Below are 25,900 nucleotides of genomic sequence, written 5' to 3'. Positions count from 1 at the left end.
TTGTGCTGAGGGTCCATGAAGATGGCCTGCAGGCCTGCATTCAAGTTGTTAACAAATAACATTCTAAAGGGTTATACATGTACCGGATACAATTGCAGCACAAAGATTTCATGGTGATCAACAAGCGTCCGGGCATTGGCATGCACGATGATGCCGGCGAGCCGGGTCTCGTCAATCGGGTCAGAATGGATACCGGTCTTGACCTCTATCCGGTCCATCGACTGGACAAGATGACCTCTGGGCTGGTGCTGCTGGCCCGCACCCCCGAAGCGAATCGCGCCCTCAGCATGGCTTTCGCGGCGCGGGAAGTGAGCAAGCAGTATCTGGCCCTCTCCGATCGCAAGCCGAAGAAGAAGCAGGGCTGGGTGAAGGGGGACATGGAGAAAGGGCGAGGCGGCAGCTGGATGCTGAGCCGCACCCAGGATAACCCGGCCATCAGCTGGTTCGACTCCGTTTCGGTGCGCGAGGGGCTGCGCCTTTATCGTATCAAGCCCCGGACCGGCAAGACCCACCAGATCCGGGTGGCCTTGAAGAGCGTGGGAGCCCCCATCCTCGGAGATGAGCGTTACGGCGGCACGGCGGCGGATCGCGGTTATCTGCACGCCTGGCGCCTCGCCTTCACCCTGGCAGGTGAGAGCTTCGATCTCGTCTGTCCGCCCGATGAGGGGGCGCTGTTCCTCCTGCCCGAGTTGCATGCCGTCATCGCGGAGATCTCCGAATGAGCGCTGTAGCCGCGAGAGTCCCAGCCCGCGGCTGGATCCTGGCCGACTTCGATGACACGCTGGCGCCGGATGACAGCCATGCGGGGTTGCTGCGTTTCATCTTGCGCCGCCGTATCTGGCCGCTGCTGCTGTGGCCACTGATGGCGCTCGGCGCCGTGATCTATCTGCTGCCAGGTCAGCGCAGTCGCGGCATTGCACTCATCTGGTGGGCCATCACCCTCGGGCTATCCCCCCTGGCCTGGCGCGCCCTGGTACGGCAGTACAGCCTGACCCGGCCCGGTCTGTATCGGGAGGCGCGAGCCCTCCTGACGGGGGAGGGGCACCGCTGCTGGGTCATCTCCGCCAGTCCCCGCGCCCTGGTCCGTGCCCAGCTCCATCGTCAACTGCCAAGGCTCCCTCACCGCATCATCGGCTCGCGGATGGGTTACCGTTTCGGCGGCCTGGTGCCGCGCTTCTATTGCCATGGCAGGCACAAGCTGCTGCCCGAGCTCCTGACCCTGGAGGCCGCACTCACCCTGAGTGACAGCTTGCACGATCTGCCCCTGCTGGCGTTGGGGGAGCAGGCCTGGCTCATCAATCCGCAAAGGACTCGATTGCTAAAGGCGAGGGCGGTACTGCCCCATATCGAACCCCGTTATTGGTCGTTGTAAGGCAAAGCTGACAGCCTTGCGGGACGCTAACGAGCGCAGTGCAAGGCTGGGGCTGTGATGTCACATTTCATTTACATTTTTTGGCGCGGACCCCCGCCAAACTATCTGAACGCCGCCCCTTCTCATTCCCTGCGCTCGCCACTCTAATGAAACAAGTTGTTAACAATGCCGTGCGGGCTGCCTGTCGAGCCCTTGCGGCGTGACCCGTTTCGTTATCAGTTCATCGCAAGGAGCGCATCATGACCACCCCCTCTTCCCGTACTCACACCATCAACCCCCTTGGCACCGACGGGTTTGAGTTTGTCGAGTACACGGCGCCGGATCTCAAGGGCATTGCGGCCCTCAAGGCGCTGTTCGTCTCACTGGGCTTTGCCGAAGTGGCCAAGCACAGGCACAAGCAGTGCTGGCTCTATCGCCAGGGGGACATCAACTTCGTGGTCAATGCCGAGCCCCACTCCCAGGCGGAGGAGTTTGCCCGGGCCCATGGTCCGAGCGTGTGCGGCATGGCGTTTCGGGTGAGCGATGCCGGCCGTGCCCAGCAGTACGCCATCGGCCAGGGGGCCAAGCCGTTTGTGGGCAAAATAGGCCCCATGGAACTCAACATCCCCGCCATCTACGGCATCGGCGAGAGTACCCTCTCCTTTGTCGATCGCTATGGCGAGCGGGGCTCCATCTATGACGTGGACTTTATCTTCTACCCCGACTGGCAGGCCCGCATGGCCGAGGTGGACGCGGGGCTCTATGAGATCGACCACCTGACCCACAACGTCCATCGCGGCAACATGAACCTCTGGTCGAATTTCTACGAGCGGATCGGCAACTTCCGGGAAATCCGCTACTTCGACATCGAGGGCAAGCTGACCGGACTGCACTCGCGCGCCATGACGGCCCCTTGCGGCAAAATTCGCATTCCCATCAACGAGTCGGCGGACGACAAGTCCCAGATAGAGGAGTACCTGCGCCAGTACAAGGGGGAGGGGATCCAGCACATCGCGCTCGCCTCTGCCGACATCTATCGCACCATCCGCACGCTCAGAGGGCGGGGAACCGGCTTCATGCCGACGCCGGACACCTACTACGAGAAGGTGGACAGCCGGGTGGCGGGTCATCAGGAGGATCTGGCGGCGCTGAAAGAGCTGCGCATCCTCATCGACGGCTCGCCGACGAAGGACGGCATTCTGCTGCAGATCTTCACCGATACCGTGATCGGGCCCGTGTTCTTCGAGATCATCCAGCGCAAGGGCAACGAGGGCTTTGGTGAGGGCAACTTCCAGGCACTGTTCGAATCCATCGAGCTGGATCAGATCCGCCGTGGCGTGCTGGACGGATCCACGCAAGGGGAGGTGAACAGTGCCGCGCAGGGCCAGAAAAACGGAGAACCGAGCGATGCGTAACTGGATAAGCTTCCCCCATCGGGAGGGAACCCACTCCCGCCAGGCCCATGCCGATCTGCCGGAGCAGGCCATCTATGAGCGCGAGCTGGGGCGCTCGGGCTTCTTCGGTCCGGCCACCCACATGCACCACAAGCATGCTCCCACCGACTGGGTCAACTGGGAAGGGCCGCTTCGGCCACGGGCGTTTGACTTGAACGATCTGCAGGAGGAGGTGAGCTCCCTCTCCCCCTGGGTGATGCCGGATATTCTCAGCAACCCCCACTGCCGCTACCGCATCTGGCGCCTGCATGAGCCCATGCCGTTTCTGGTGCGAAACGCCGATGGCGACGAGCTCCTGTTCATTCACGAGGGGGGAGGCGAGTTCTACTGCGACTACGGGCACCTCATCTTGAGAGATGGCGACTATGTGGTGATCCCCCGTGGCACCATGTGGCGCATCGAGCCCACCGCGCCCCTCTTCATCCTGATGATAGAGGCGACGGAAGACAGTTATCAGCTGCCGGACAAGGGACTGGTGGGCAATCACGCCATCTTCGATCCGGCGGCCCTGGACGTGCCCGCCATCAACGAGCGCTTCCTGGCCCAGCAGGATGAAAACCCCTGGTCGCTGCAGATCAAGCGCCACGATCAGGTCTCGGTCGTCACCTGGCCGTTCAACCCGCTGGATGCACAAGGGTGGCACGGGGACTTGTGCGTGGTGCGCCTCAACTGGCGGGATATCCGCCCGCTGATGAGCCACCGCTACCACCTGCCTCCCTCGGCTCACTCCACCTTCGTGGCGAGCCGGTTCGTGGTCTGCACCTTCGTGCCGCGTCCCATCGAGAGCGATCCAGGCGCCCTGCGGGTGCCCTTCTACCACAGCAACGACGACTTCGACGAAGTGCTCTTCTACCACGCCGGGGACTTCTTCAGCCGGGACAACATCAAGCGGGGCATGGTCACCTTCCACCCTGCCGGCTTCACCCATGGTCCCCATCCCAAGGCCTTTGCGGCGGGGCTGGCCCATGCCAAGACCTTCACCGACGAGGTGGCGGTGATGCTAGACACCCGTGATGCCCTGGTCGTCGGCCCCATCTGCGAAGGGGTCGAACACCCCGGTTATGTCACCAGCTGGCAGCGTCCAGAGACGCTCGGCAAATAAGGAATTCGATATGAAATTGGCAACCCTGAACAATGGCAAGCGCGACGGCGCCCTGGTGGTGGTGAGCCGCGATCTGGCGCGCGCCGTCCATGTGACGACCATTGCCCCGACCCTGCAGTCGGCCCTCGACCAGTGGGGCGAAGTGGCGCCGCAATTGGCGAAGGTTTATCAGCGACTCAACGAGGGCGCCTGCCCCGACGCCTTCCCCTTCGATGAGGAGGCGTGCCTCTCCCCGCTGCCTCGCGCCTACCAGTGGATTGACGGCAGTGCCTACGTCAATCACGTGGAGCTGGTGCGCAAGGCGCGCGGCGCCGACATGCCAGAAAGCTTCTGGCACGATCCCCTGATGTATCAGGGAGGCTCTGACAGCTTCCTGCCGCCCCGTGGCCCCATCGTGATGGGCTCCGAGGAGTGGGGTATCGACTTCGAGTCGGAAGTCGCCGTCATCACCGACGACGTGCCCATGGGCACCTGTTCGCAGGGGGCGGCGAGCCACATCAAGCTCTTGATGCTGGTCAACGACGTGAGCCTGCGCAACCTCATCCCCGGGGAGCTTGCCAAGGGCTTCGGCTTCTTCCAGTCCAAGCCCTCCAGCAGCTTCTCGCCGGTGGCCATCACCCCGGACGAGCTGGGGGATGACTGGCGCGATGGCAAGGTCCACCTGCCCCTGGTGACCTACCTCAACGGCGCCCTGTTCGGGCAGCCCGACGCCGGGGTGGACATGACCTTCAACTTTGATGAGCTGATTGCCCATGCCGCCAAGACAAGGCCGCTCGGGGCGGGCTGCATCATCGGCTCGGGCACCGTATCCAACTACGACAGAAGCCGGGGATCCTCCTGCCTTGCCGAGCGGCGGATGCTGGAAATTATCGAGTCAGGTCAAGCCACTACACCCTTTCTGCGCTTTGGTGATACAGTGTCCATCGCGATGCAGGATCGCAACGGGATGAGTCTGTTTGGCACCATTTTGCAGCGGGTCACGCAAGCAACGGCCGAGCGGGCGAGCTAGGAGAGCCCGACCCCGGGAGGGGCGGGCGACACGGCAGGTGGCAGACACCTGCCACCACAGGGACACATTATGCTGCAGTTGTTTGGATATTGGCGCTCATCGGCCAGCTTTCGCGTGCGTTTGGTACTGCAACTCAAGGGGCTCGATTATGAGCAGCACCCGGTCAACTTGCGGCAGGGTGAGCAGAAGGAGAAGGCCTACCGCCGGGTCAATCCCCAGGGGCTGGTGCCGTTTCTCGTGGACGATGACGTGCATCTGGGTCAGTCGGTGGCCATCATGGAGTACCTCGACGAGACCTATCCCGCCTACCCCCTGATGCCCTCCGCCCCCATCGAACGTGCCCGGGTGCGCCAGATCGTCAACATGATCGCCTGTGACACCCACCCCCTCAACAACCTGCGCGTGCTGCACTACCTGGAGCAGGAGTTGGGGCAGAGCAAGATGGCGCGGGATGCCTGGTATCGCCACTGGATTGACGAGACCTTCACCGCGCTGGAGCAGCTTCTCATGACCACCGCCGGCATCTATTGCGTGGGCAACGAGGTCACCCTGGCGGACTGCATGCTGGTGCCCCAGGTCTACAACGCCCGTCGCTTCGACATGACTCTGGATGACTACCCCACCATTGCGCGCATCGTCGCCAACTGCGAGCAGTTGCAGGCCTTTATCAAGGCCGCCCCCGCCAATCAGCCGGATGCCCAGCCCTGAAGCTGTGCAGACCGGGCCAGCGCGTTGGCCCGGTCTGCCGTCTCTTTCCTTGCCCGGGTTATCTTGCTCGCCTCAGGGCGTGCCATTGGCCCCATAGCGTCGAAACCCCGGCCGCTCTTTCAGTCGCTGGTAGTAGTCGTCCACGGCGGGTAGCGACGGGCGATCATAGGGCGTCTCCAGCCAGCGGTTGACTGACAGCCCGATGGGAATGTCTGCCAGTGAGAAGTGCGGACCGGCCACATATCCTCCGGTTGTTTGAAGCTGTCTCTCCAGGATCTCCATGCAGTGAGACCACTGCAGGCAAGCTGCGTGAAGGGCCTGATGGTCTTGATGCTGGGGGGAGCGCCTCACCAGCGACAGGAAGGCGTAGCGCCAGGCGGTGTTCAAGTCCGATGCCTGCCAGTCAATCCATTGATCGACCCGAGCCCTGGCTCTCGCCTCGGCGGGATAGAGTGCATTGGCACCATGGCGCGTCGCCAGGTAGCGGATGATGGTGTTCGACTCCCACAGCGTAAAATCCTCATCCTGAATGACGGGCACCATGGCATTGGGGTTGAGCGCCAGAAACGCCGGGGTATCCGTGGGTTTGAAGCCGGATCCCCACTCCTCCAGCTCGAACGGGAGGGTCAGCTCGGCACAGGTCCACAGTACCTTGCGCACATTGATTGACGACGCCTTGCCCAGTATTCGCAACATCTTTTTCGTCCTTGTCCGGGGTGATGGATGGCCTGTTTGTCGCAGACATGCCACTTCCCTGTTTGCGTAGCCATCAGGGCCCTGCACTGTCACTGACCGTGCGGGGCCCTGTTTTATTGACTGGCGAGTCAGCCGTGGGGGGGCCTGGGCTGGAAATAGGCGATAAATTTGCCGAGTTTCTCCCCGTCGTAACTCTTCCCCTTCTCCAGCAGCCCGGTGTTGAAGGACTCGAGCAGCCTGCCCTTGGCATCCAGCACGTAGAAGTGGGGGACCCCCAGATACTCGGGATAGGCTTTCAGGAAGGATTCATTCTTGTTCTGCTCGCTGACGTTCACCTTGACCACCACGAAGGTGCGGTTGAGCTGGCCGGCGAGATCGGGTTCCCGGTCCAGAAAGCGGTTCATCTCCTGGCACCAGCTGCACCATTCGCCCCCCACCAGCAGCAGGATTTTCTTGCCCTCGGCACTGGCCTTGGCGGTAGCGGCGGCGAGATCGCGGGCCGGATCCCGCGTCTCGTCATAACCCTGGCTGTAATCGGGCAGGCTCTGACTCCAGAGGTGGTCGCCCGCGCAGGCGGCGCCATTGAAAAGGAGGGAGCCCAGCATCAGGGGCAGTAACAGTCGTTTCATGGGTCTCTTCCTTGTGTCGTTATCTTTGCTTCCAGGCGCAGACAATGTGACACGAGGCGTTTCCTGCGCCAAGCCGCAAACAGGGAAGGGGAAGGCAAAAAAAGCGGCAATGGAATGGCAGAAAACAACAAAGCCCCTCAAGAGGGGCTTTGTATTCAGGTCAGGGGCGATCAGTAACCCTGCTGGTGGACGTCCATCACGGCGCGACCGGAGGGGTCGGCCATCTCCTTGAACTTGGCATCCCATTCGAGCGCGGTCGGGGTGGAGCAGGCGACCGACTTGCCGTAGGGCACGGTGCGGGCGGCGGACTCCAGCGGGAAGTGCTCGTCGAAGATGGCGCGGTAGTAGTACGCCTCCTTGGTGAGCGGGGTATTGACGGGGAAGCGGAAGGCCGCGGCCTCGAACATCTGATCCGTCACCTCTTCCTCGACCATGGCTTTGAGGCTGTCAATCCACGAATAGCCCACGCCGTCGGAGAACTGCTCCTTCTGGCGCCACGCCACTTCGTGGGGCAGCAGATCCTCGAAGGCTTCCCGCAGGATGTGTTTCTCGATCTTGCCCTTGCCGCACATCTTGTCGGCGGGATTGAGGCGCATCGCCACGTCCATGAACTCCTTGTCGAGGAAGGGCACGCGGCCTTCCACGCCCCAGGCGGCCATGGACTTGTTGGCCCGCAGGCAGTCATACAGATGCAGGGAGGCGAGCTTGCGCACGTTCTCCTCGTGGAACTCACGGGCGTTGGGGGCCTTGTGGAAGTAGAGGTAGCCGCCGAACAGCTCGTCGGAGCCCTCTCCCGACAGCACCATCTTGATCCCCATCGCCTTGATGTAGCGGGCCATCAGATACATCGGGGTGGAGGCGCGGATGGTGGTGACGTCATAGGTCTCGAGGTGATAGATGACGTCCCGCAGGGCATCCAGCCCTTCCTGCACGGTGAAGTGGATCTGGTGGTGGATGGTGCCCAGGTGATCGGCCACCTTGCGGGCGGCGGCGAGATCCGGCGACCCTTCCAGGCCGACGGCGAAGGAGTGCAGCTGGGGCCACCAGGCTTCGCTCTTGCCATCGTCTTCCACCCGGCGGGCGGCATAGAGCTTGGTGATGGCGGAGATGACGGACGAATCCAGACCACCGGAGAGCAGCACGCCATAGGGCACGTCGCACATCAGCTGGCGCTTGACCGCCGCTTCCAGGGCCGCTTTGAGCTCGGCCTTGTCGCTGACGTTGTGCTCGACCGGCGCGTATTCCATCCAGTCCCGTTTGTACCACTGTTTGAGCTCGCCATCCTTGCTCCACAGGTAGTGTCCCGGCGGGAAGGTTTCGACGCTCTTGCACACGGGCACCAGCGCCTTCATCTCGGAGGCGACGTAGAAGTTGCCGTGTTCGTCGCGGCCGGTATAGAGGGGGATGATCCCCATGTGGTCGCGACCAATCAGGTAGGCATCCTGCTCGGCGTCATAGAGGATGAAGGCGAAGATGCCGTTCAGATCGTCCAGGAACGCCGGGCCTTTCTCCTTGTAGAGGGCCAGCAGCACTTCACAGTCGGAGTGGGTCTGGAACTGGAAGTCGACCTTGAGGTTCTTCTCCAGCTCCTTGTGGTTGTAGATCTCGCCGTTGACGGCCAATACGTGCGTGCGCTCGGGGTTGTAGAGAGGCTGTGCGCCGTTGCCCGGATCGACGATGGCCAGGCGCTCGTGCACCAGGATGGCCTTGTCGGAGCTGTAGACGCCGGACCAGTCAGGCCCGCGGTGACGCAGTCGCTTGGACATCTCCAGGGCCGATTTGCGCAGGGCAGTGGCGTCGGTCTTGATGTCCAGAATGCCGAAAATAGAACACATTGGCGGTAATCCTCTTGATTTTTATATGAGCCCCCCACGTTTGGGCTCGAAATTCCATTTACATTCCTCGCCAATCACAATGCCTAGCGGAAAACCCTTTTGCAAGCGGGAAAACCGCAGAAAATCATGCCGTAAGCGTCAAGTTGCGCCAGGGAATGGCGGCCGTCCGGCCGCCTGAAGAGAGAGGGTCAGGGTTGACGTGCGCGTCAAGTCGCGGCGGGTTCGAAGATCACATAGAGCTTGCGGCAAGGGGTGAGGGTCTCCCACTGCCCGACAAAACCGGCGGGAATGACGAACTGATCCCCCGGTTTGAGGTGCAGCCGGCCGCCTTGCTCATCGTGGATCACCGCCTCCCCTTCCAGCATCTGGCAGTATTCGTGTTCGGTATAGTGAACGGCCCAGCAGCCCGGCTCGCAAGCCCAGAAGCCCACGTGAAACTGCTGGCTCGGGTCGGAGTAGTGGTTCCATGCCGTCTGGCTCGGCGTTCCGGCCCTGATGCGCTCGGGGGCGGGCATCATCGGGGTGGGGGAGACAGTGTGCTTGTCCAGCAGGATCCAGTCGTTCAGGCTCTTCATGGTGCGTCCTTGAGTGGCGAAGGAGCATCCTGCTCCCGTTTAGTTTGTTTAACGATGTTGCGCTTACGTTAAACGAAACGGGCCCCCTTTGCCAAGGGGGCCCGTGCAGGCTGAAGGCTACCGGAAGGGCGGCACCCGGGATCAGACGATGTCGATGTCCACCACGGAGTCGAAGATGTGGTTCGGTCGAAACGGCATGCGGTCGATGTCCGCCACCTTGCTCACCCCGGAGAGCACCAGCACCGTCTCGAGACCGGCCTGGAAGCCTGCCAGGATGTCGGTGCGCAGGTTGTCGCCGATGATGATGGTGTCGTCGGAGTGAGCCTCCATCCGGTTGAGGGCCGCGCGAATGATCCAGGCGCTCGGCTTGCCGACATAGAAGGGCTTCTTGCCGGTCATCCGCTCGATGGGGGCACACAGGGCGCCGCAGGCCGGGTACATCAGGGGGCCGTGGGTATCGGGGTTGGTGGCGATGAAGCGGGCCCCCTGATCCACGAACTTGGCGCCCTGCTGCATCATGGTCCAGTTGTAGTTGCGGGTCTCCCCCACCACCACGAAGTCCGGGTCGATATCGGTGATGGTGAAGCCGGCCTTGTAGAGCTCGTGGGTCAGGGCCCCTTCGCCGATCACATAGGCCTTCTTGCCATCCTGGCGCTTGAGAAAGTCGGCGGTGCCCATGGCGGAGGTGTAGAAGCACTCCTCGGGGACCTCTATTCCGGCGGAGCGGAAGCGGTTTTGCAGATCTTTCTGGGTCTGGGCCGGGTAGTTGGTCAGAAACAGCAGCTTGCTGCCCTGCTCCAGCAGGCGGTGGACGAAGCGGTCGGCGCCGGGAATGAGATCGTTGTTGTGCAGGATGACGCCGTCAATGTCACAGATGACGTTTTTCTTCATGAATTCTCCTTGTAGGGCGCAAGAGCGGGGACAGGGCATCCCTCTGTTCGTCTCTTCAATCGGTTATGGTTTTTGTGCCGCCATTATAAGGCCCTTTGATGACAAGTCTCCTCCGGCGGGCCAGATGGGTGCACAATGAAGGCGAAGAGAGGGCGCCGCCCCGGTGGTGTCCGCACGGAGTCTGACGATGGAGCCGTCATCATGGAGCACTTTATTGCCGGCTTGCCCAAGCTGGAACTGCACCTGCATATCGAGGGGACCCTCGAACCCGAGCTGATGTTCGCCCTCGGCCAGCGCAACGGGGTGGCGCTGCCCTGGCCCGATGTCGACAGCCTGCGCGCCGCCTATGAGTTCGACGGCCTGCAATCCTTCCTCGATCTCTACTACCTCGGTGCCAGCGTGCTCATCCACGAACAGGACTTCTTCGACCTCACCTGGGCCTATCTCGAGCGCTGCGTTGCCGATCACGTGGTGCACGTGGAGATCTTTTTCGACCCCCAGACTCACACCGCCCGCGGGGTGCCTTTTGCCACCGTGCTGGGGGGCATCGAGCGGGCGTTGCAGGCTGGCGAAGCAGCCTTTGGCATCAGCTGGCGGCTCATCATGAGCTTCCTGCGCCACCTGAGTGAAGAGGCGGCATTCGCCACCCTGGCAGAGGCCATGCCGCACCTGGCGCGCCTGCACGGGGTCGGCCTCGATTCAGGGGAGCAGGGCAACCCGCCCAGCAAGTTTGCCCGGGTCTTTGCCCGGGCCAGGGAACTGGGGTTGCCTGTGGTGGCCCACGCGGGGGAGGAGGGACCTGCGGACTACATCTGGCAGGCGATCCGGGAGCTCGGGGTGCAGCGCATCGATCACGGGGTGCGCTGCGTCGAGGATCCCGCGCTGCTGAGCTATCTGGCGGATACACGGCTGCCCCTCACCGTCTGCCCCCTCTCCAACGTGCGCCTCAGGGTGTTTGACCAGATGGCCCAGCACAATGTGCTGAGGCTGCTGGAGCAGGGGCTCTGCGTCACCGTCAACTCCGACGATCCCGCCTATTTCGGGGGATACCTGGGGGCCAACTTTCAGGCCCTGGCCGACGGGCTTGGCGCCAGCCAGGAGCAGCTGTGCCGCCTTAGTCTCAATGCCGTGGAGGCGAGCTGGCTGAGCCTTGCGGACAAGGTGCGCCTGACCCGGGACATTCGCCTCCATGCCGCCCTGCACGGGGTGAGCCTGCACTGAGCAGGCCGCCTTGCACACCTTGAATGGAGGAGGCCCGCCATGGCGGGCCTCTTTGTGCCATCGTTGGGCGGGTATCAACCCACCCTCACCAGATACTTTTCCCCTTGTCCCTCCTGCTTGACGTGGGTGAGCAGGGCGGGCAGGGCGTCGAAGTCGCCCACCACCAGCGGCGGCAGGGTCAGCTCGCCGCTCGCCATCTGCGCCATCATGGCGACACCGGCCGCCACCAGACGGCTCCACTGTTTATCCGAGCCAAAGGCGTGCTGGGCGCCGAGGGCAATCTCGTGCAATGAGTGGCAATGGCTAAAGGCGGGCAGCGGGTTGCGCGCGATGCGCCCGAGCACCGTCACCATGTGGCCGTAATAGCCAAGGGCAGGCAGCAAGGCTTCTGCCTGCTGGCTGGAGACCAGATCGATGATCCCCTCGAAGGGTTCACCGCCGTTGGCGGCCTGCAACTGGGCCAGCCAGTCGGGATCCCGATAGTCCGCCACCCCCTGCACGCCTAGCTGTTTGAGCCACTGGTGGTGGCGCGGGCTGGCGCTGGCAAAGACGCGGGCCCCCTGCTTAAGGGCAAGTTGCACCGCGAAGCGGCCGACACTGCTGCCAGCCCCCGTGATGAGCAGGGCCTCCCCGTGCAGGTGAGGCAGCTTGGCCAGCGCCTGCCAGGCGGTGAGGCCGGGGCAGGGGAGCGCGGCGGCCGCCTCGTCGCTCAGGGCATCGGGCACCGGCATCAGGGCGCGAGCCGGCACCAGGGTGTGGCGGGCAAAGCTGCCGCCGTGGCGCAAGTCGGTGTGATAGGCGACCCGGGTGCCGGGGCGCAGGTGGGTGACGTTGGCCCCCAGTGCCACCAGGGTGCCCATGCCATCGACGCCGGGCACATGGCCTGGCTGCCAGTGGGGATGACCCTGTTCGATGAGTTTCCAGTCCACCGGATTGACGGCGATGATCCGGTTGGCGACGAGGACCTCGTCGGGGCCGGGGGCGGGGAGCGCTTGCCGGGTGAGGGTGAGCTGGTCCGGTTCGCCGGGGGCGTGCCAGCACCAGGCCTGGGTATGGGTCATGGTGACTCCTTGAAAGAGAGGGAGCGCAGATTGAGTCATATGGCGTAACAATGTCTTGAGTTGTTGTTGCACTGGCAAGACAACCAGGCGGACCCCACGCTGGTGGGGGCCGCCCGGTAAGGCGTTCGGCGCGAGCCGCCTTATGCCCGCTCTGCCCCATAGACGGGGTAGTCAGTCAGCCCTTTCTCGCCGCCGCCAAACAGGGTGGCGGGATCATGGGGAGCGAACGGATGGCCGTGGCGCAGGCGGTTCGGCAAGTCGGGGTTGGCCACGAAGGGGCGACCGAAACCAATCATGTCGGCCCAGCCTGCCTCGATGGCGGCGCGGGCGCGTTCCCCATCGTACTTGCCGGCGTAGATGAGGGTGTTGGGGAAGGCGTCGCGCAGCCCCTGCTTGAAGCTCTCCGCCATCAGGGGGGCGTCGTCCCAGTCCGCTTCGGCGACGTGCAGATAGACCACGCCGAGCTTGCCCAGCAGGCGCGCGGCGGCCAGATAGGTCTCCTGGGGGTTGGCATCCACGGTGCCGTTGAGGGTGGTGAGCGGCGCAAGGCGTACCCCGACCCGGTCGGGACCGATCTCGTCACAGACCGCCTCGGTCACCTCTTTGAGGAAACGCAGCCGGTTTTCGAGCGAACCGCCATAGCCGTCGGTGCGGGTATTGGACTCGGAGTCGAGGAATTGGTTGATGAGGTAGCCGTTGGCGGCGTGCAACTCGATGCCGTCAAAGCCCGCCTCCATGGCGTTGCGGGCGGCCTGGCGAAACTGCCCCACCACGGCGTCGATGTCGGCCTGGGTCATGGCGCGCGGGGTGACGGTCTCCACAAACCCCGGGGCATCGCTGCCGTTGTCGACGAACACCTTCACTCCCTTGGCCTGGATGGCGGAGGAGGAGAGGGGCTGGGCGCCGCCGATGTTGTCAGGATGGGTGACCCGGCCCACGTGCCAGAGCTGGGCGAACATGATGCCCCCCTCGGCGTGGACCGCGTCTGTTACCTGCTTCCAGCCTGCCACCTGCTCGGCGCTGTGGATGCCCGGCGTCCAGGCGTAGCCCTTGCCCAGGGGGTCTATCTGGGTGCCTTCGCTGATGATGAGGCCGGCCCCGGCACGCTGGGCGTAGTAGGTCGCCATCATGGCGTTGGCCACGTCCCCGGGCTGGCTGGCGCGGGAGCGGGTCATGGGGGGCATGACGATGCGGTTGGCAAGGTGCAGCTGGCCGAGGCGAAGGGGGCAGAACAGGGGATCGTGGTGCATGATGGATTCCTCAATCTTTGGGAGTGAGGTGACTTTAGAGGGGATTGTTATTGTGAAAAAGAGGGGGTATTGCAGAAGAGAATTGCCGTTATCGCAGCAATGGCGCGGGAGGGGCCGGGCTCGGGCCAGAAAAAAGAGGGCCAAAGGCCCTCTTTTGCTGCATTGCCACCGATGATCAGGGGGAGAGTGGGGTGACCCGTACTCGCTCGATGCGCCGCTCGCTCACGGCCATGACCTCGAAGCAGAACTGGCCGAGGTGCAACTGCTGACCGACGTCGGGCAGGCTGCCGAAGTGGGAGAGCAGCATGCCCGCCAGGGTCACGTACTCGTCGCTCTCGCTCACCAGACCGTCGCAGTTCAGGGCCTGCTCCACCTGATGGATGTTGGTGGTGCCGTGGATGAGCCAATGCTCGCCCTCGCGCACCACATCGAGGGTCTCGTCCTCGTCCGGCAGCTCTCCGACGATGGCCTCCAGCAGATCGTGGTTGGTGACCAGCCCCTGGATGACGCCAAACTCGTCCGCCACCAGGATGAGGCTGCCCCTGGCCTGGCGCAGCTCCGCCAGCAGCCGGATCACGTTGATGGTCTGGGGCACGATGACGGGCTCGTTCTGTCTGGCTAGTGCTGCCAGGGATTGCCCCTCGTTGAGGGCAAACAGCAGATCCCGAGCCTTGACCACCCCGATGATCTCGTCCAGCTCCCCGTCACAGACCGGGAACAGGCTGTGGGGGGCCCGTTGCAGCAGGGCGCGGATCTCGTCCTCGCTGTCGCTCACGTCGATCCACTCCATCTCGGAGCGCGGGGTCATGATGGTGCGAATGGAACGCTCGGCCAGCGACAGCACGCCGCTCACCATGTAACGCTCCTCTTCACCGAAACCAGGGGGCAGGGGCTGAGCCTGCACCTCTTCTTCGTCCTCCTGCGGGTGGGCTGAGCGCTTGTTCCCCCCCATCAGCTTGAAGATGGCGGCGGTGGTGCGCTCGCGCAGGGGCTGGCGCGCCTCATGGCGCAGGGCACTGCGCTGGGCGAGCTGGTTGAAGAACTCGATGAGCACCGAGAAGCCGATGGCCGCGTAGAGGTAGCCCTTCGGAATGTGGAAGCCGAAGCCCTCCGCCACCAGGCTGAAGCCGATCATCAAGAGGAAGCTCAGGCAGAGCACCACCACAGTGGGGTGGGCGTTGACGAAGCGGGTCAGGGGCTTGGATGCGAGCACCATCACTACCATGGCGATGGTCACGGCCGCCATCATGACGCCGAGGTGATCCACCATGCCGACGGCGGTGATGATGGAGTCCAGGGAGAAGACCGCATCCAGCACCAAGATCTGGGCGATCACCACCCCGAACCCGGCATAGACGCCGGTGCCGCCTTGCTCCTCGGGCTTGGCCTCGAGTCGCTCATGCAGCTCGGAGGTGGCCTTGAACAGCAGGAAGAGGCCGCCTCCCATCAGGATGAGATCCCGACCGGAGAAGGGGTGATCCCAGATGTGCAGCAGAGGCGCCGTGAGGGTGACCAGCCATGACATGATGGTGAGCAGTCCCAGGCGCATCAGCAGGGCCAGGGAGAGACCGATGATGCGCGCCTTGTCCCGCTGGGCGGGGGGCAGTTTTTTCACCAGGATGGCGATGAAGACCAGGTTGTCGATCCCGAGAACGATTTCCAGGATGATCAGGGTAAGCAGACCGACCCAGATTGACGGGTCCAGCAAGAATTCCATGTGATTGACCTCAATGAAGACAGATGCAGTGAATCGTGGTCACGGCGTGGCCGTGGTGACGGAGACGATCGCTTCAGAGGCGTTGGTTGAGCAGGTACAGATAGGCTTTGATGGGAAAAGACGAAGAGCTACTTCGGGGATTGTCCATGATGGGCAATAAAACCTCGGGTCAAAAGTGAGCCCTGATGATAACGACTCGCCGCCATTTGGCAAGGGGGTCTGGACGCGCAGGGGGAGGCGCTCGCCCAACAGGGCAACAGGGACAGGCGGGGCTTGCCAGGGAAGCCCCGTCTTGCGGCTTACAACCAGCGTTTTTCCCGGGTGAAGCAGACCGAGAGCCAGGCATCCCCCAGGGTATCGCCGAGGCGGGACCAGAGCTCCTGGCGCAGGGCATCCTGGCGTTCGACGGGCCACTCCTGGCCGGGGGCCACCAGGATGTTGAGCTCGAGATCGAAGCGGCGGCCGCTTTTTGCCAGGTGGCTGTAGCACTCGACCCCATGGCGCAGGCGCAGGGCCTCGACTTCGCTGGCCACCAGCCGGGAGACACCCCCCTTGGGGGCAATCTTCAGCACTTCCCGCAGGTTGCGACCGAGCACCTTGATGGGAATAAGGGTGGCACACAGGGCCAGCAGCGAGACCAGCACCGGGTCTATGTAGCGGTTGTAGTGGCCGTAACCCAGGGTATCGAGCCCGATGGCGACCAGAAAGCCGATGAGCAGGGTGGCGCTGAGCAGGGTATCCACCAGCCACTCCTTGGAGTCCACCCGCACCAGCTCGGAGTTGATCCGCTCGGCCACGTCGGCCTCGATGAGATAGAGGATGCCGCAGAAGAAGGTGGAGACGACGGCATAGATGAGGGCGTGGCCGAGATCGATCTCCCGTCCTCCTGCCAGCAGGGAGGTGATGCCGCCATAGAGGGCGCCGAGGCAGAGCAGCAGAATGATGGCGCCGTTGATGACGTTGGCGATGGGTTCGAAGTGGGCGTAGCCGTATTGGAAACGGGCGTCGGAGGGGCGGGTGACCAGGTAGGCGGTGATGAGCCCAAGGCCCGTCATGCCCATGCTGAACAGGGTGAAGATGCCGTCCAGCATGATGGCGTTGGAACCGACGAACAGACCATAGCCGATCCCGAAAATGGCAAAGGTGATGCAACCAAACAGCGACAGGGTCAGGGCCTGTTTTTCGGTGCGAATAAGCGTACTGATAACATGGCTGTAGTGAGCCATAAAAGTCCTCCTTTCAAATGGTGAAGATTGCGCGCGCAAGCGGTTTTCTAGCTGATATACTGCCCGCTCACATGTGAGCGGACTGGTTCGGACACCCGCAAAGAAGCAGGTCCGAACGGTCGTTGTCGCCGGAATGCCGGCATCAAGCAAAGGATGGGAACAAGGATTCATGATCCCGAGACTCGATTACCAGGACAGTTTGTCACCTACAACCCTGCAGTTTCTTGAGTTGCTGGCGCGATCAGCATTTCGTGGTGATATCGAAAAGTCTTATGCAAGCCGGTTGGCGATGGCGACGGATAACAGCGTCTATCAGGTCGTACCTCAGGCGGTTCTCTATCCGCGCAGTGCGGACGATATTGCAGTGATGCTCAAGTTGGCCCAGGGGCCTGAGTACGCGACCTTGAGTTTCTTCCCTCGCGGCGGCGGTACCGGCACCAATGGCCAATCCTTGGGCGGCGGCATTATCGTCGATCTCTCGCGCCATATGAACCAGATCATGGAAATTAATCTGGAAGAGGGTTGGGTGCGGGCCCAGGCCGGGGTGGTCAAAGACCAGCTCAATGCCTATTTGAAGCCCCACGGCTACTTCTTCTCGCCGGATCTCTCCACCTCCAACCGGGCCACCCTGGGGGGCATGGTCAACACCGATGCCTCGGGGCAGGGGTCGCTGGTGTACGGCAAGACCTCGGATCACGTGCTCGGCCTCAAGGCCGTGCTGGAAAACGGTGATATCATGGCCACCGAGCCGGTGACCGGCCAGCGTCTGGCGGACAAGCTGGCGCTGGAGAACCGGGAGGGGGAGATCTATCGCACCCTCTATCGCATCGGCCGCGAGCGGCGCGCCGACATCGAAGCCACCTTCCCCAAGCTCAACCGCTTTCTGACCGGTTACGATCTCAAGCACCTCTATCAACCCGAGAGCGACACCCTGGACGTCAGCCGGGTGCTGTGCGGCTCGGAAGGCTCCTTGGGTTTTATCACCGAAGCTAGGCTCAACATCACCCCTATCCCGCGCTACCGCACGCTCGTCAACGTCAAGTACGACAGCTTCCCCTCCGCGCTCAGAAACGCCCCCTTTATGGTACAGGCCCATGCGCTGTCGGTGGAAACGGTGGACTCCCGGGTGCTGGGACTGGCCCGCGCCGACATCATCTGGCACTCGGTGAAGGATCTCATCCAGGATGTGCCGGGCAAGGATCTGCAGGGGCTCAACATCGTCGAGTTTGCGGATACCGACGAGGCCGAGCACAAGGCCAAGGTGGCGGAGCTGTGCCGGCGCATCGACGGTCTGCTGGCGCGTGGTGAGGCCGGGGTCATTGGCTATCAGGTGTGCGACCACCTGCCGAGCATCGAGACCATCTATGGCATGCGCAAGAAGTCGGTGGGGCTGCTCGGCAACGCCGAGGGGCGCAAGAAGCCGGTGGCCTTCACCGAAGACACCGCCGTGCCGCCGGAATCCCTGGCGGACTTCATCATGGAGTTTCGTGCCCTGCTGGACGCCCATGGCCTTGACTACGGCATGTTCGGCCACGTCGATGCCGGGGTGCTGCACGTGCGCCCGGCGCTGGACTTGTGCGATCCGGAGCAGGAGGTGCTGCTGCGGCGCATCTCCGATCAGGTGGTGGCGCTCACCGCCAAATACGGCGGCCTGATGTGGGGGGAGCACGGCAAGGGCTTTCGCTCCGAATACAGCCCCGCCTTCTTCGGCGAGCTGTGGGAGGAGCTGCAACGGGTCAAGGGGGCGTTCGACCCGGCCAATCGCATCAACCCGGGCAAGATCTGCATGCCTTATGGCAGCGGCGCTTCGCTTGTCTCGGTGGACGGGCCCAAGCGCGGCAAGTTCGACCGCCAGATCCCGATTGCCGTGCGCGAGAGCTATACCCGGGCCCTCGATTGCAACGGCAATGGTCTCTGCTTCACCTTCGAGACCGACTCCCCCATGTGCCCCTCGGTCAAGATCAGCCGAGACCGCCGTCACTCCCCCAAGGGGCGGGCTGGCCTGATGCGTGAATGGCTGCGCCAATTGTCGGAGCAGGGCTTCGATCCCCTTGCCGAAGAGGTGGCGCTGCAAAGCGGCGGTCTGCGCTTCAAGCAGATCGTCGACAAGTTCCGCAATACGGTGGCCCGCGCCCGCGGCGAGTATGACTTCTCCCACGAGGTGATGGAGGCGATGGAGGGGTGCCTTGCGTGCAAGGCATGCACCAGCCAGTGCCCCATCAAGGTGGATGTACCCACCTTCCGCGCCCGCTTCATGCAGCTCTATCACAGCCGCTATCTGCGCGGCCCCAAGGATTACTTCGTGGGCACGGTAGAGAGCTATGCGCCCCTGCTGGCCAAGGCGCCGAAACTGGTCAACTTCTTCCTCGAAAAAGAGTGGGCCCAGAAGGCGACCGAGAAGAGCATCGGCATGGTGGATGTGCCGCTGCTCTCCGTACCGACCCTGGCCGAGGAGCTGCGGGATCACCGCGCCCGCTATTTCGATCTGCCGGGCCTCGAGGCCATGAACCCCGAGCAGCGCCAAAAAGTGGTGCTCATCGTGCAGGATCCCTTCACCAGCTACTACGACGCCCCCGTGGTGCGTGACCTGGTGAAGCTGGCCAGCAAGCTGGGCTATCAGCCCTACCTGCTGCCGTTCAAACCCAACGGCAAGCCTCAGCACGTGAAGGGATTCCTGCGGGCCTTCGCCCGTACCGCTGCCAGCAGCGCCCAGTTCCTCAACAAGGTGGCGGCCCTCGGCATCCCCATGGTGGGGGTGGACCCCTCTCTGGTGCTCTGCTACCGGGACGAGTACGTGAAGGCGCTTGGCCCCGCCCGCGGTGATTTCCAGGTGCTGCTGCCCCAGGAGTGGCTGCTCTCCCTGCCTGACGAGGCGCTGCCGCTGCGGGAAGAGGCTGGCACCGACCCCTGGTATCTGTTTGCCCACTGCACCGAGAAGACCGCCAAGCCCACCACCCACGGTGACTGGAGCACCCTGTTCGGCCGCTTCGGTGCGCGTTTGCAGCCGGTGTCGGTGGGTTGCTGCGGCATGGCGGGCACCTATGGTCACGACGCCAAACAGGTGGAGAACTCCAAGGGGATCTACGGTCTGAGCTGGGCCGAGCCTCTTGAACGCCTGCCCAAGGCTCGCTGCCTGGCCACCGGCTATTCGTGCCGCAGCCAGGTCAAGCGGATGGAGGGGGAGAAGCTCAAGCACCCGCTGCAGGCCCTGCTGGAACTGCTCTGATGCTCCACTTTCCCAAGGGATTCCGGGTGCCAAAGGCCTATCGGCACCCGCATTTTCTGTTGCTCCCCACCACGCCGTCCCAGGCCGTGGTGGAGTTTGTCGCCATCCTGCGCGAGCGGGAGCAGCTCCATCAGCTGTTTCGCCCGGACGATGTGTGGCCCTCCGCCCATTTCAGCCTGAGCCAACACGAGGCCGATCTGGAGTGGCAACGTTCCGAGTTCCTGGCCAAGCGCTCCTTTGCCTATGGCCTCTGGAGCCCGGACAGGGAGCCCCGCTTCTGGGGCGGGGTTTACCTCTATCCGTCGGTGCTGCCGGAGGTGCAGGTGGAGCTCTTCTTCTGGAAGGTGGCCGAGGCGCCGCTCACTGACAGCGAACTCGAAGCCGAACTGCGCGCCTGGCTCGGCAAGGTATGGCGCTGGTCCGAGCCGCGTCTGCCGGGGCGGGACGGCATCTGGGCCGAGTGGCCAGGGGTGACCTATCCCTGGTGAGGGTCAATCTCGATGCAAGATGCCCCGGCGTGGGCATCTTTTTTTTTGTTCCTTTTTCGCTGACACTGCTGGCTTACCGCTACAGCGCAGCGATAACCCGTTGATCACGCAAGGAGTCCGCTCACCATGAGTCAAGAAAGCAGCCCCATCTGGCGCAAACCCATGAGCCTGGAGGGGCTCAATGCCAGCTCCCGCAACACCCTGATGGCCCACCTCGACATCGTCTACACCGCCTTTGGCCCCGACTGGCTGGAGGCCACCATGCCGGTGGATCACCGCACCCATCAACCGCTCGGCATGCTGCACGGCGGCGCCTCCGTGGTGCTGGCGGAAACGCTGGGATCGCTTGCGGCCAACATGGCGGTGGGGGAGGAGAGTTATTGCGTGGGGCTGGAGGTCAATGCCAATCACCTACGGGCCAAGCGAGAAGGGGTGGTGACGGGGCGCTGCGCACCGCTGCATCTGGGGGCGACGACTCAGGTGTGGCAGATCGAGATTCGCGATGAACGTGGTCGTTTATTGTGCACCAGCCGATTGACCATGGCGGTGCTCAAGCACAAGCGGGACAAGGACTCTGGCGAAGCGTGATCGGCAATAACGCATCATGAGTGAAAAATAAGCAAGCCATAGTCGCGAGATCCCTCTATAATTGCCAACGTCTTGAGACACCTATCACATTTTTCAAGACAGCAGAACAAAGTGGCGCTATAATCGCCGCCTTTTTGCTATTCCGCGGTGTTAGCCGCCTGCCTTAATCTGGAAGAATCTATGTCTGATACCGAACAACTGCCCCTTTTTAGTGAGCTTGGACTGGCCGCGCCCGTATTGAAAGCGCTGCAGGACGTGGGCTATGAGCGCCCGTCTCCCATCCAGGCCGCAGCAATTCCCCACCTGATGGCGGGACATGATCTGCTGGGGCAGGCACAAACCGGTACAGGGAAGACCGCTGCTTTTGCCTTGCCTCTGTTGTCTCGTCTGGAAGCTGGTAACCGCAACACCCAGATCCTGGTGCTGGCCCCGACCCGCGAGCTGGCCCTGCAGGTGGCAGAGGCGTGCCAACGCTATGCCCACCACATGCCCGATTTCCACGTGCTGCCCATCTACGGCGGCGCTTCCTACGAAACCCAGACCCGCGCCCTGCGTCGCGGTGCCCAGGTTGTCGTGGGTACCCCGGGCCGCGTGATGGACCTGATCCGTCGCAAGAACCTGGACCTCTCCGGTCTGAAAGCCCTGGTGCTGGATGAAGCGGACGAAATGCTGCGCATGGGCTTCATCGACGACGTGGACTGGATCATGGATCAGTGCCCGGCCGGTCGTCAGGTTGCCCTGTTCTCTGCCACCATGCCGGAGCAGATCCGTCGTGTTGCCCAGAAGCACCTGAAGCAGCCCAAAGAGATCAAGATCGCCTCCAAGACCGCGACCGCCACCACCATTCGCCAGCGTTACTGGCAGGTGACCGGTCTGCACAAGCTGGACGCCATGACCCGTCTGCTGGAAGTGGAATCCTACGAAGCCCTGCTGGTGTTCGTGCGTACCAAGAACGCCGCCGAAGAGCTGGCAGGCAAGCTGGCTGCCCGTGGTCACGCCTGTGAAGCGCTGCACGGTGACATCCCGCAGAAACTGCGTGAGCGTACCGTTGACAAGCTGCGTCAGGGCCAGCTGGACATCCTGATCGCCACCGACGTGGTCGCCCGCGGTCTGGACGTTGAGCGCATCACCCACGTAGTGAACTACGACATTCCCTACGACACCGAATCCTACGTTCACCGTATCGGCCGTACCGGCCGTGCCGGTCGCAAGGGTGAAGCCATCCTGTTCGTGGCGCCGCGCGAGCGTCGCATGCTGCGTGCCATCGAGCACGCCACTCGTCAAGCCATCGAGCCGATGAAGATGCCGAGCACCGAGGACATCAACCAGCACCGTCTGGCCAAGTTCAAGGAGCGCATCCGCGAAACCATGATGGGTGAAGAGCTCGAGATCTACCACAACCTGGTGAACGAGCTGATCGAAGAAGATTCTGCCGATCCGCTGGAGCTGGCTGCCGCACTGGCCAAGCTGGTACAGGGCGATCAACCGCTGCTGCTGGATGACTCCATTCCGGATCCGGTGTTCAACGCTGGCAACGATCGCGGTGGTTTCGAGCGTCGTGAGTTCAACGACCGTGGCGGTCGTGACTTCGGTGACCGTGGCGATCGTCCGGCCCGTCGCATGCCGTCCCTCGAACCGCGTCCGCTGAAAGACAACCCGGACGTGGAGATGGAGCGTTACCGTGTCGACGTGGGCGCCCATCACGGCGTCAAGCCGGGCCAGATCGTGGGTGCCATCGCCAACGAAGCGAACATCGAGAGCCGCTTCATCGGCAACATCGACATCGCCGATGACTTCTCCACCGTCGATCTGCCCAAGGGCATGAGCGCCGAGGTGCTGGAAGTGATCAAGAAGGCCCGTGTCTGCCAGCGTCCGCTGCAGATCACCCGTTACACCGAAGTGCCGGCCGGTGGCAACACTGCTCCCCGTCCGCCCCGTGGTGATCGTCCGTTCCGTGGCGACCGTCCTTTCAACAAGGATCGCCGTCCCCAGGGTGACCGTCCCTTCAACAAGGATCGCCGTGAAGGCGGTTTCGACAAGGGTCGCAAATTCGGTGGCAACAAGCGCCGCGACAGCTAAACCCTGACTGCACTGATGAGAAGGCCGCTCCATGGAGCGGCCTTTTTTGTGTCTGTTTTTCAGATGCCTAGCGAAGATTGTCACCTTTTCCGGCCGGGGTGGGCACCTGGCTTTATGAGGAGCCAGTGAAAAGAAATTGGTGCAATCCATTTGCCTGGGGGTGGCGCCTGGTGTCATTCTTTGGGAAGCGATTGGGTACTTTTGGAAGGGGCAGAGATAGTTGCTGGTTGCAAACGACTGCGACTTTGGTCTGAAGGTGCATTCTGTTGTTTGCATATGAGTCAGCAGAGTGAGATGAATAAATAAACCGTATGACAGGGAGGTGCGTGATGGGCAAGTGGCTTGGCAAGGTGTTGCTGATATCTGGATGGCTCGTGTCGGGTATGGTGTTGGCGGAGGAGCCCTTCTTCAGAATTGCGGGGGCGGGGTGCTGCAATGGCAAGGGGGAGGTGGTGCTGACCCGTGCAGAGTTTGAGGCCTTGCCGCAGACGGAGGTTAAGACAGGGACGCCCTGGACCGAGGGGGAGCACCTCTATCGCGGGGTGTTGCTGCGGGACCTGGTCAGGATCTACGGTCTCAAGAGCCAGGAGGTCAAGGCCCTCGCGGTCAATGAATACTGGGCCGCACTGCCGCTGGAAGACGGGGAGAAGTACCCGGTGCTGGTGGCCGAGAAGCAGGATGGCAAGGCGCTGACTCTGCGCAACAAGGGGCCGCTCTGGGTCATTTATCCCCTCACCGACCATCCCGAACTCAACAAGGAGCTCTATCACAGCCGAATGGTGTGGCAGCTGACGGCGCTGGAGAGCAAATAAGATGCTGCGCGGCAAGTTCTTGAGCCTGATTCTGATGGTGACCACCTTTTTGGGGGTGACCCTCTGGTCGGTCTGGAACTATGACCGCGCGTTCAATGCGGTGACGCGCTACACCCAGCTCTCCGCCTGGGCATTGGCCCAGCTCGAGCTGGAGATCCACGCCTTCGAGGAGGGCTTGCAGCTCTATCGTGCCGGTGCCGCCAGCCGGGAGGAGATGAACAAGCGCTTTGACATTGCCTGGAACCGGCTCGATGTCTTCCTGCACGGGGAGGAGGCAAAGTCGGTCAGGGCCCGATTCGGTGCGGACAAGGCGGTCGGCAAGATCCTCGCTCTCTTCGAACATTATGAGCAGGATGTGGTGCATGGGGAGCCGGATTCCCCCGCACTCAAGATGTTCACGGCCGCGCTCGATGACGAGATGCGCGGGGTGCGGGACGTGATGGTGAAAAACTTCACCGGGCCCTCTGCCATCGCCCAGCGCGAGCTGCTCAACGAGTCGAAAACCCAGAACTTCTTCATCCTGGGATTTCTGATGCTGGCGACCATGGTGATGTTGATGGTGCTGTTTCGCGAAGTGCGTCGCCAGCATTTTCTGGCGTGGAACGACCCTCTCACCCGTCTCCCCAACCGGGCGGCGCTCATCAAGCACCTCCAACAGTGGACCAGCCATCCCGGTCGGCGCAGCAGCATCACAGTCTGCCTCATGGATCTGGGGCATTTCAGGGAGGTCAATGACAGTCTGGGTTACGAAGTGGGGGACGCCTTGCTCAAACGGCTTGCGGCGCGGATCAAGGCCGCCTCTGGCCAGGGGATCTTCGTTGCCCGAACCGGCAGTGACGAGTTCACCCTCATCATCACCGGCACCATGCCCACCTATCTGCGCTTCCCGTTTCTGGAGCAACTGCGCAGCGAGCTGGCGGATCTGGTGTTTGCTGCCGATCCGGCGCACCGGGTGCGGGTCTTCATGGGCACCAGCCAGTACGTGAAACCGGATCATTCACCGGAAGAGATGCTGCTGTTTGCCGATATCGCCCTCGACAGCGCCAAGCGCAAACGGCTGAATCGCAATGTGCTCTTCTCCAGCAGCATGTATCAGCACTATCAGCGCAAACGCCGGCTGTCGACCGAGCTGCGGGAGCTTATCCACTGCCCGCAATGCCCGCAACTGGCCCTTTACTATCAGCCCATCGTGCGCGGCCAGAGTGTGGTGAGGCTGGGGGCCGAGGCGCTGATCCGCTGGCATCATCCGGAATATGGCTTTATTGCCCCCCTCGACATCATCTCGCTGGCAGAAGAGAACGGGTTGGGCGAGGCGCTCGGGGGCTGGATCATCCGGCGCATGCAGCTCGATCTGTCCGGCTTCCCGAAGGAGGTACTAGCACCGCTCGAGATCTCCATCAACCTCTCCAACTCCATGTTCAACATGGGGTTGGCCAGGGAGATTGAAGAGAAGATGGGTGATGGTCCGTTGGGATTGCACCAGTTAATAGTGGAGCTGACCGAAACCATCGCCCTCGATGACATCGCCCTGAGCAAGCAGATCATTCACTCCCTGCGCCAGATTGGGGTGCGGGTGGCCCTCGATGACTTCGGGACCGGCTGGTCCTCGTTCTCTTACCTGCGTGAACTCTATTTCGACAAGCTCAAGATAGACAGATCCTTTATCACCGCGATCGACAGTGACACCCGGCAGGCGCTCTTCGTCGAGACCATCACCACCCTCTCTCATCAGTTGGGGGTGCGTGTCGTGGCAGAAGGGGTGGAAAACAGCGATGAGCTCAAGGCGGTGCTCACCATAGGGGTGGATGAGATCCAGGGTTATTTCTACTCGCGTCCCTTGCCGCTGCCGGAGTTCATGCAGTTCTGTCACCGCTATTTCGCCCACAGCGCCGCCATTCAGGAAGTGGCACTGGGGTAGCCTTGGGGCAATCGAGCTCCTGTAGCCTTGTCTTCGAGTCCCTCTGTTCGATCGTTCCTGGTTG

At 62.6% G+C, this 25,900-nt stretch carries 22 protein-coding genes; 13 read left to right on the top strand and 9 right to left on the bottom strand.

All coding sequences use genetic code 11. The features are described 5' to 3' along the window. Positions 1-77 precede the first annotated feature (77 nt). The 6 genes from AB5Y68_RS15890 (at position 78) to maiA (ending at position 5,624) form a co-directional block, all read left to right on the top strand. The gene (locus tag AB5Y68_RS15890) at positions 78-722 is read left to right on the top strand and encodes a TIGR01621 family pseudouridine synthase (RefSeq protein WP_039038777.1); all 645 of its coding nucleotides are present in this window, start codon (positions 78-80) and stop codon (positions 720-722) included. Beyond that, positions 719-1,372, top strand: coding sequence for an HAD family hydrolase (locus AB5Y68_RS15885; protein ID WP_039038776.1), 654 nt, complete (start codon positions 719-721; stop codon positions 1,370-1,372). Before AB5Y68_RS15890 ends, AB5Y68_RS15885 begins: the two co-directional genes overlap by 4 nt. Positions 1,373-1,611: 239 nt before the next feature. Further along, positions 1,612-2,766, top strand: coding sequence for a 4-hydroxyphenylpyruvate dioxygenase (gene hppD / locus AB5Y68_RS15880; protein WP_039038775.1), 1,155 nt, complete (start codon positions 1,612-1,614; stop codon positions 2,764-2,766). Then, positions 2,759-3,907 carry a homogentisate 1,2-dioxygenase gene (locus AB5Y68_RS15875; RefSeq protein ID WP_039038774.1) on the top strand — a complete coding sequence of 383 codons (1,149 nt, stop codon included), beginning with the start codon at positions 2,759-2,761 and terminating at the stop codon, positions 3,905-3,907. Before hppD ends, AB5Y68_RS15875 begins: the two co-directional genes overlap by 8 nt. Positions 3,908-3,917: 10 nt before the next feature. Further along, the gene (locus AB5Y68_RS15870; protein ID WP_039038773.1) at positions 3,918-4,916 is read left to right on the top strand and encodes a fumarylacetoacetate hydrolase family protein; all 999 of its coding nucleotides are present in this window, start codon (positions 3,918-3,920) and stop codon (positions 4,914-4,916) included. A gap of 69 nt (positions 4,917-4,985) precedes the next feature. Further along, a complete protein-coding gene (gene maiA, locus AB5Y68_RS15865; protein ID WP_010675120.1) occupies positions 4,986-5,624 on the top strand; it encodes a maleylacetoacetate isomerase in 639 nt (212 codons plus the stop codon). A 72-nt stretch (positions 5,625-5,696) separates the two neighbouring features. On the opposite strand, the gene AB5Y68_RS15860 is transcribed toward maiA, so the two are convergent. From AB5Y68_RS15860 to AB5Y68_RS15840, 5 genes are all read right to left on the bottom strand, one after another. Beyond that, the gene (locus AB5Y68_RS15860; protein WP_039038772.1) at positions 5,697-6,320 is read right to left on the bottom strand and encodes a glutathione S-transferase family protein; all 624 of its coding nucleotides are present in this window, start codon (positions 6,318-6,320) and stop codon (positions 5,697-5,699) included. Between the two features lie 128 nt (positions 6,321-6,448). Beyond that, positions 6,449-6,949, bottom strand: a complete 501-nt coding sequence (locus AB5Y68_RS15855) for a thioredoxin family protein (protein WP_039038771.1) — start codon at positions 6,947-6,949, stop codon at positions 6,449-6,451. 170 nt (positions 6,950-7,119) lie between these two features. Beyond that, positions 7,120-8,784, bottom strand: a complete 1,665-nt coding sequence (asnB, locus tag AB5Y68_RS15850; RefSeq protein WP_010675117.1) for an asparagine synthase B — start codon at positions 8,782-8,784, stop codon at positions 7,120-7,122. Positions 8,785-8,990: 206 nt separating this feature from the next. After that, the gene (locus AB5Y68_RS15845) at positions 8,991-9,359 is read right to left on the bottom strand and encodes a cupin domain-containing protein (protein WP_039038770.1); all 369 of its coding nucleotides are present in this window, start codon (positions 9,357-9,359) and stop codon (positions 8,991-8,993) included. Between the two features lie 141 nt (positions 9,360-9,500). Further along, complete coding sequence (locus AB5Y68_RS15840) at positions 9,501-10,250, bottom strand: HAD-IIA family hydrolase (RefSeq protein ID WP_010675115.1); 750 nt, start codon at positions 10,248-10,250, stop codon at positions 9,501-9,503. Positions 10,251-10,451: 201 nt separating this feature from the next. Between AB5Y68_RS15840 and AB5Y68_RS15835 the strand changes: the two genes are divergently transcribed. Further along, positions 10,452-11,471, top strand: coding sequence for an adenosine deaminase (locus tag AB5Y68_RS15835; RefSeq protein ID WP_039038769.1), 1,020 nt, complete (start codon positions 10,452-10,454; stop codon positions 11,469-11,471). A gap of 74 nt (positions 11,472-11,545) precedes the next feature. On the opposite strand, the gene AB5Y68_RS15830 is transcribed toward AB5Y68_RS15835, so the two are convergent. The 4 genes from AB5Y68_RS15830 to AB5Y68_RS15815 all read right to left on the bottom strand — a co-directional run bounded on the left by AB5Y68_RS15830 (position 11,546) and on the right by AB5Y68_RS15815 (position 16,725). Next, entirely contained in the window at positions 11,546-12,532 is a 987-nt protein-coding gene (locus AB5Y68_RS15830; protein WP_039038768.1) for a zinc-binding dehydrogenase, read from the bottom strand. A 140-nt stretch (positions 12,533-12,672) separates the two neighbouring features. Next, positions 12,673-13,782 (bottom strand): alkene reductase, encoded by a 1,110-nt coding sequence (locus tag AB5Y68_RS15825; RefSeq protein ID WP_039038767.1) that lies wholly within the window; start codon positions 13,780-13,782, stop codon positions 12,673-12,675. Between the two features lie 175 nt (positions 13,783-13,957). After that, the gene (locus AB5Y68_RS15820) at positions 13,958-15,499 is read right to left on the bottom strand and encodes a TerC family protein (RefSeq protein ID WP_368207339.1); all 1,542 of its coding nucleotides are present in this window, start codon (positions 15,497-15,499) and stop codon (positions 13,958-13,960) included. Between the two features lie 299 nt (positions 15,500-15,798). Beyond that, positions 15,799-16,725 (bottom strand): cation diffusion facilitator family transporter, encoded by a 927-nt coding sequence (locus tag AB5Y68_RS15815; RefSeq protein WP_039038765.1) that lies wholly within the window; start codon positions 16,723-16,725, stop codon positions 15,799-15,801. Positions 16,726-16,894: 169 nt separating this feature from the next. Here AB5Y68_RS15815 and AB5Y68_RS15810 point away from each other — a divergent pair, with 169 nt between their 5' ends. The 6 genes from AB5Y68_RS15810 to AB5Y68_RS15785 all read left to right on the top strand — a co-directional run bounded on the left by AB5Y68_RS15810 (position 16,895) and on the right by AB5Y68_RS15785 (position 25,836). Beyond that, a complete protein-coding gene (locus AB5Y68_RS15810) occupies positions 16,895-19,951 on the top strand; it encodes an FAD-binding and (Fe-S)-binding domain-containing protein (protein WP_039038764.1) in 3,057 nt (1,018 codons plus the stop codon). Continuing rightward, positions 19,951-20,439, top strand: coding sequence for a hypothetical protein (locus AB5Y68_RS15805; protein WP_039038763.1), 489 nt, complete (start codon positions 19,951-19,953; stop codon positions 20,437-20,439). The genes AB5Y68_RS15810 and AB5Y68_RS15805 overlap by 1 nt, the downstream gene beginning before the upstream one ends. 126 nt (positions 20,440-20,565) lie before the next feature. Next, positions 20,566-21,027 carry a hotdog fold thioesterase gene (locus AB5Y68_RS15800; RefSeq protein WP_039038762.1) on the top strand — a complete coding sequence of 154 codons (462 nt, stop codon included), beginning with the start codon at positions 20,566-20,568 and terminating at the stop codon, positions 21,025-21,027. A gap of 180 nt (positions 21,028-21,207) precedes the next feature. Then, positions 21,208-23,106 (top strand): DEAD/DEAH box helicase, encoded by a 1,899-nt coding sequence (locus AB5Y68_RS15795; protein WP_029314717.1) that lies wholly within the window; start codon positions 21,208-21,210, stop codon positions 23,104-23,106. Between the two features lie 329 nt (positions 23,107-23,435). Then, positions 23,436-23,918, top strand: a complete 483-nt coding sequence (locus tag AB5Y68_RS15790; protein WP_039038761.1) for a molybdopterin-binding oxidoreductase — start codon at positions 23,436-23,438, stop codon at positions 23,916-23,918. Position 23,919: 1 nt separating this feature from the next. Next, positions 23,920-25,836, top strand: a complete 1,917-nt coding sequence (locus AB5Y68_RS15785) for a bifunctional diguanylate cyclase/phosphodiesterase (RefSeq protein ID WP_039038760.1) — start codon at positions 23,920-23,922, stop codon at positions 25,834-25,836. The last annotated feature ends 64 nt before the right edge of the window (positions 25,837-25,900 follow it).

This window comes from Aeromonas sp. R6-1, from assembly GCF_040908165.1.
Classification (GTDB): Bacteria; Pseudomonadota; Gammaproteobacteria; order Enterobacterales; family Aeromonadaceae; genus Aeromonas; species Aeromonas caviae.
Note: the sequence above shows the minus strand (reverse complement) of the source record. Positions and strands in the feature narration are given on the sequence as shown.

What these genes read in the sequence shown, in the direction of transcription:
- AB5Y68_RS15890 (WP_039038777.1), top strand. Translation starts at nt 78, where the DNA reads ATGTACCGGATACAATTGCAGCACAAAGATTTCATGGTGATCAACAAG.
- AB5Y68_RS15885 (WP_039038776.1), top strand. Translation starts at nt 719, where the DNA reads ATGAGCGCTGTAGCCGCGAGAGTCCCAGCCCGCGGCTGGATCCTGGCC.
- hppD (WP_039038775.1), top strand. Translation starts at nt 1,612, where the DNA reads ATGACCACCCCCTCTTCCCGTACTCACACCATCAACCCCCTTGGCACC.
- AB5Y68_RS15875 (WP_039038774.1), top strand. Translation starts at nt 2,759, where the DNA reads ATGCGTAACTGGATAAGCTTCCCCCATCGGGAGGGAACCCACTCCCGC.
- AB5Y68_RS15870 (WP_039038773.1), top strand. Translation starts at nt 3,918, where the DNA reads ATGAAATTGGCAACCCTGAACAATGGCAAGCGCGACGGCGCCCTGGTG.
- maiA (WP_010675120.1), top strand. Translation starts at nt 4,986, where the DNA reads ATGCTGCAGTTGTTTGGATATTGGCGCTCATCGGCCAGCTTTCGCGTG.
- AB5Y68_RS15860 (WP_039038772.1), bottom strand. Translation starts at nt 6,320, where the DNA reads ATGTTGCGAATACTGGGCAAGGCGTCGTCAATCAATGTGCGCAAGGTA.
- AB5Y68_RS15855 (WP_039038771.1), bottom strand. Translation starts at nt 6,949, where the DNA reads ATGAAACGACTGTTACTGCCCCTGATGCTGGGCTCCCTCCTTTTCAAT.
- asnB (WP_010675117.1), bottom strand. Translation starts at nt 8,784, where the DNA reads ATGTGTTCTATTTTCGGCATTCTGGACATCAAGACCGACGCCACTGCC.
- AB5Y68_RS15845 (WP_039038770.1), bottom strand. Translation starts at nt 9,359, where the DNA reads ATGAAGAGCCTGAACGACTGGATCCTGCTGGACAAGCACACTGTCTCC.
- AB5Y68_RS15840 (WP_010675115.1), bottom strand. Translation starts at nt 10,250, where the DNA reads ATGAAGAAAAACGTCATCTGTGACATTGACGGCGTCATCCTGCACAAC.
- AB5Y68_RS15835 (WP_039038769.1), top strand. Translation starts at nt 10,452, where the DNA reads ATGGAGCACTTTATTGCCGGCTTGCCCAAGCTGGAACTGCACCTGCAT.
- AB5Y68_RS15830 (WP_039038768.1), bottom strand. Translation starts at nt 12,532, where the DNA reads ATGACCCATACCCAGGCCTGGTGCTGGCACGCCCCCGGCGAACCGGAC.
- AB5Y68_RS15825 (WP_039038767.1), bottom strand. Translation starts at nt 13,782, where the DNA reads ATGCACCACGATCCCCTGTTCTGCCCCCTTCGCCTCGGCCAGCTGCAC.
- AB5Y68_RS15820 (WP_368207339.1), bottom strand. Translation starts at nt 15,499, where the DNA reads ATGGAATTCTTGCTGGACCCGTCAATCTGGGTCGGTCTGCTTACCCTG.
- AB5Y68_RS15815 (WP_039038765.1), bottom strand. Translation starts at nt 16,725, where the DNA reads ATGGCTCACTACAGCCATGTTATCAGTACGCTTATTCGCACCGAAAAA.
- AB5Y68_RS15810 (WP_039038764.1), top strand. Translation starts at nt 16,895, where the DNA reads ATGATCCCGAGACTCGATTACCAGGACAGTTTGTCACCTACAACCCTG.
- AB5Y68_RS15805 (WP_039038763.1), top strand. Translation starts at nt 19,951, where the DNA reads ATGCTCCACTTTCCCAAGGGATTCCGGGTGCCAAAGGCCTATCGGCAC.
- AB5Y68_RS15800 (WP_039038762.1), top strand. Translation starts at nt 20,566, where the DNA reads ATGAGTCAAGAAAGCAGCCCCATCTGGCGCAAACCCATGAGCCTGGAG.
- AB5Y68_RS15795 (WP_029314717.1), top strand. Translation starts at nt 21,208, where the DNA reads ATGTCTGATACCGAACAACTGCCCCTTTTTAGTGAGCTTGGACTGGCC.
- AB5Y68_RS15790 (WP_039038761.1), top strand. Translation starts at nt 23,436, where the DNA reads ATGGGCAAGTGGCTTGGCAAGGTGTTGCTGATATCTGGATGGCTCGTG.
- AB5Y68_RS15785 (WP_039038760.1), top strand. Translation starts at nt 23,920, where the DNA reads ATGCTGCGCGGCAAGTTCTTGAGCCTGATTCTGATGGTGACCACCTTT.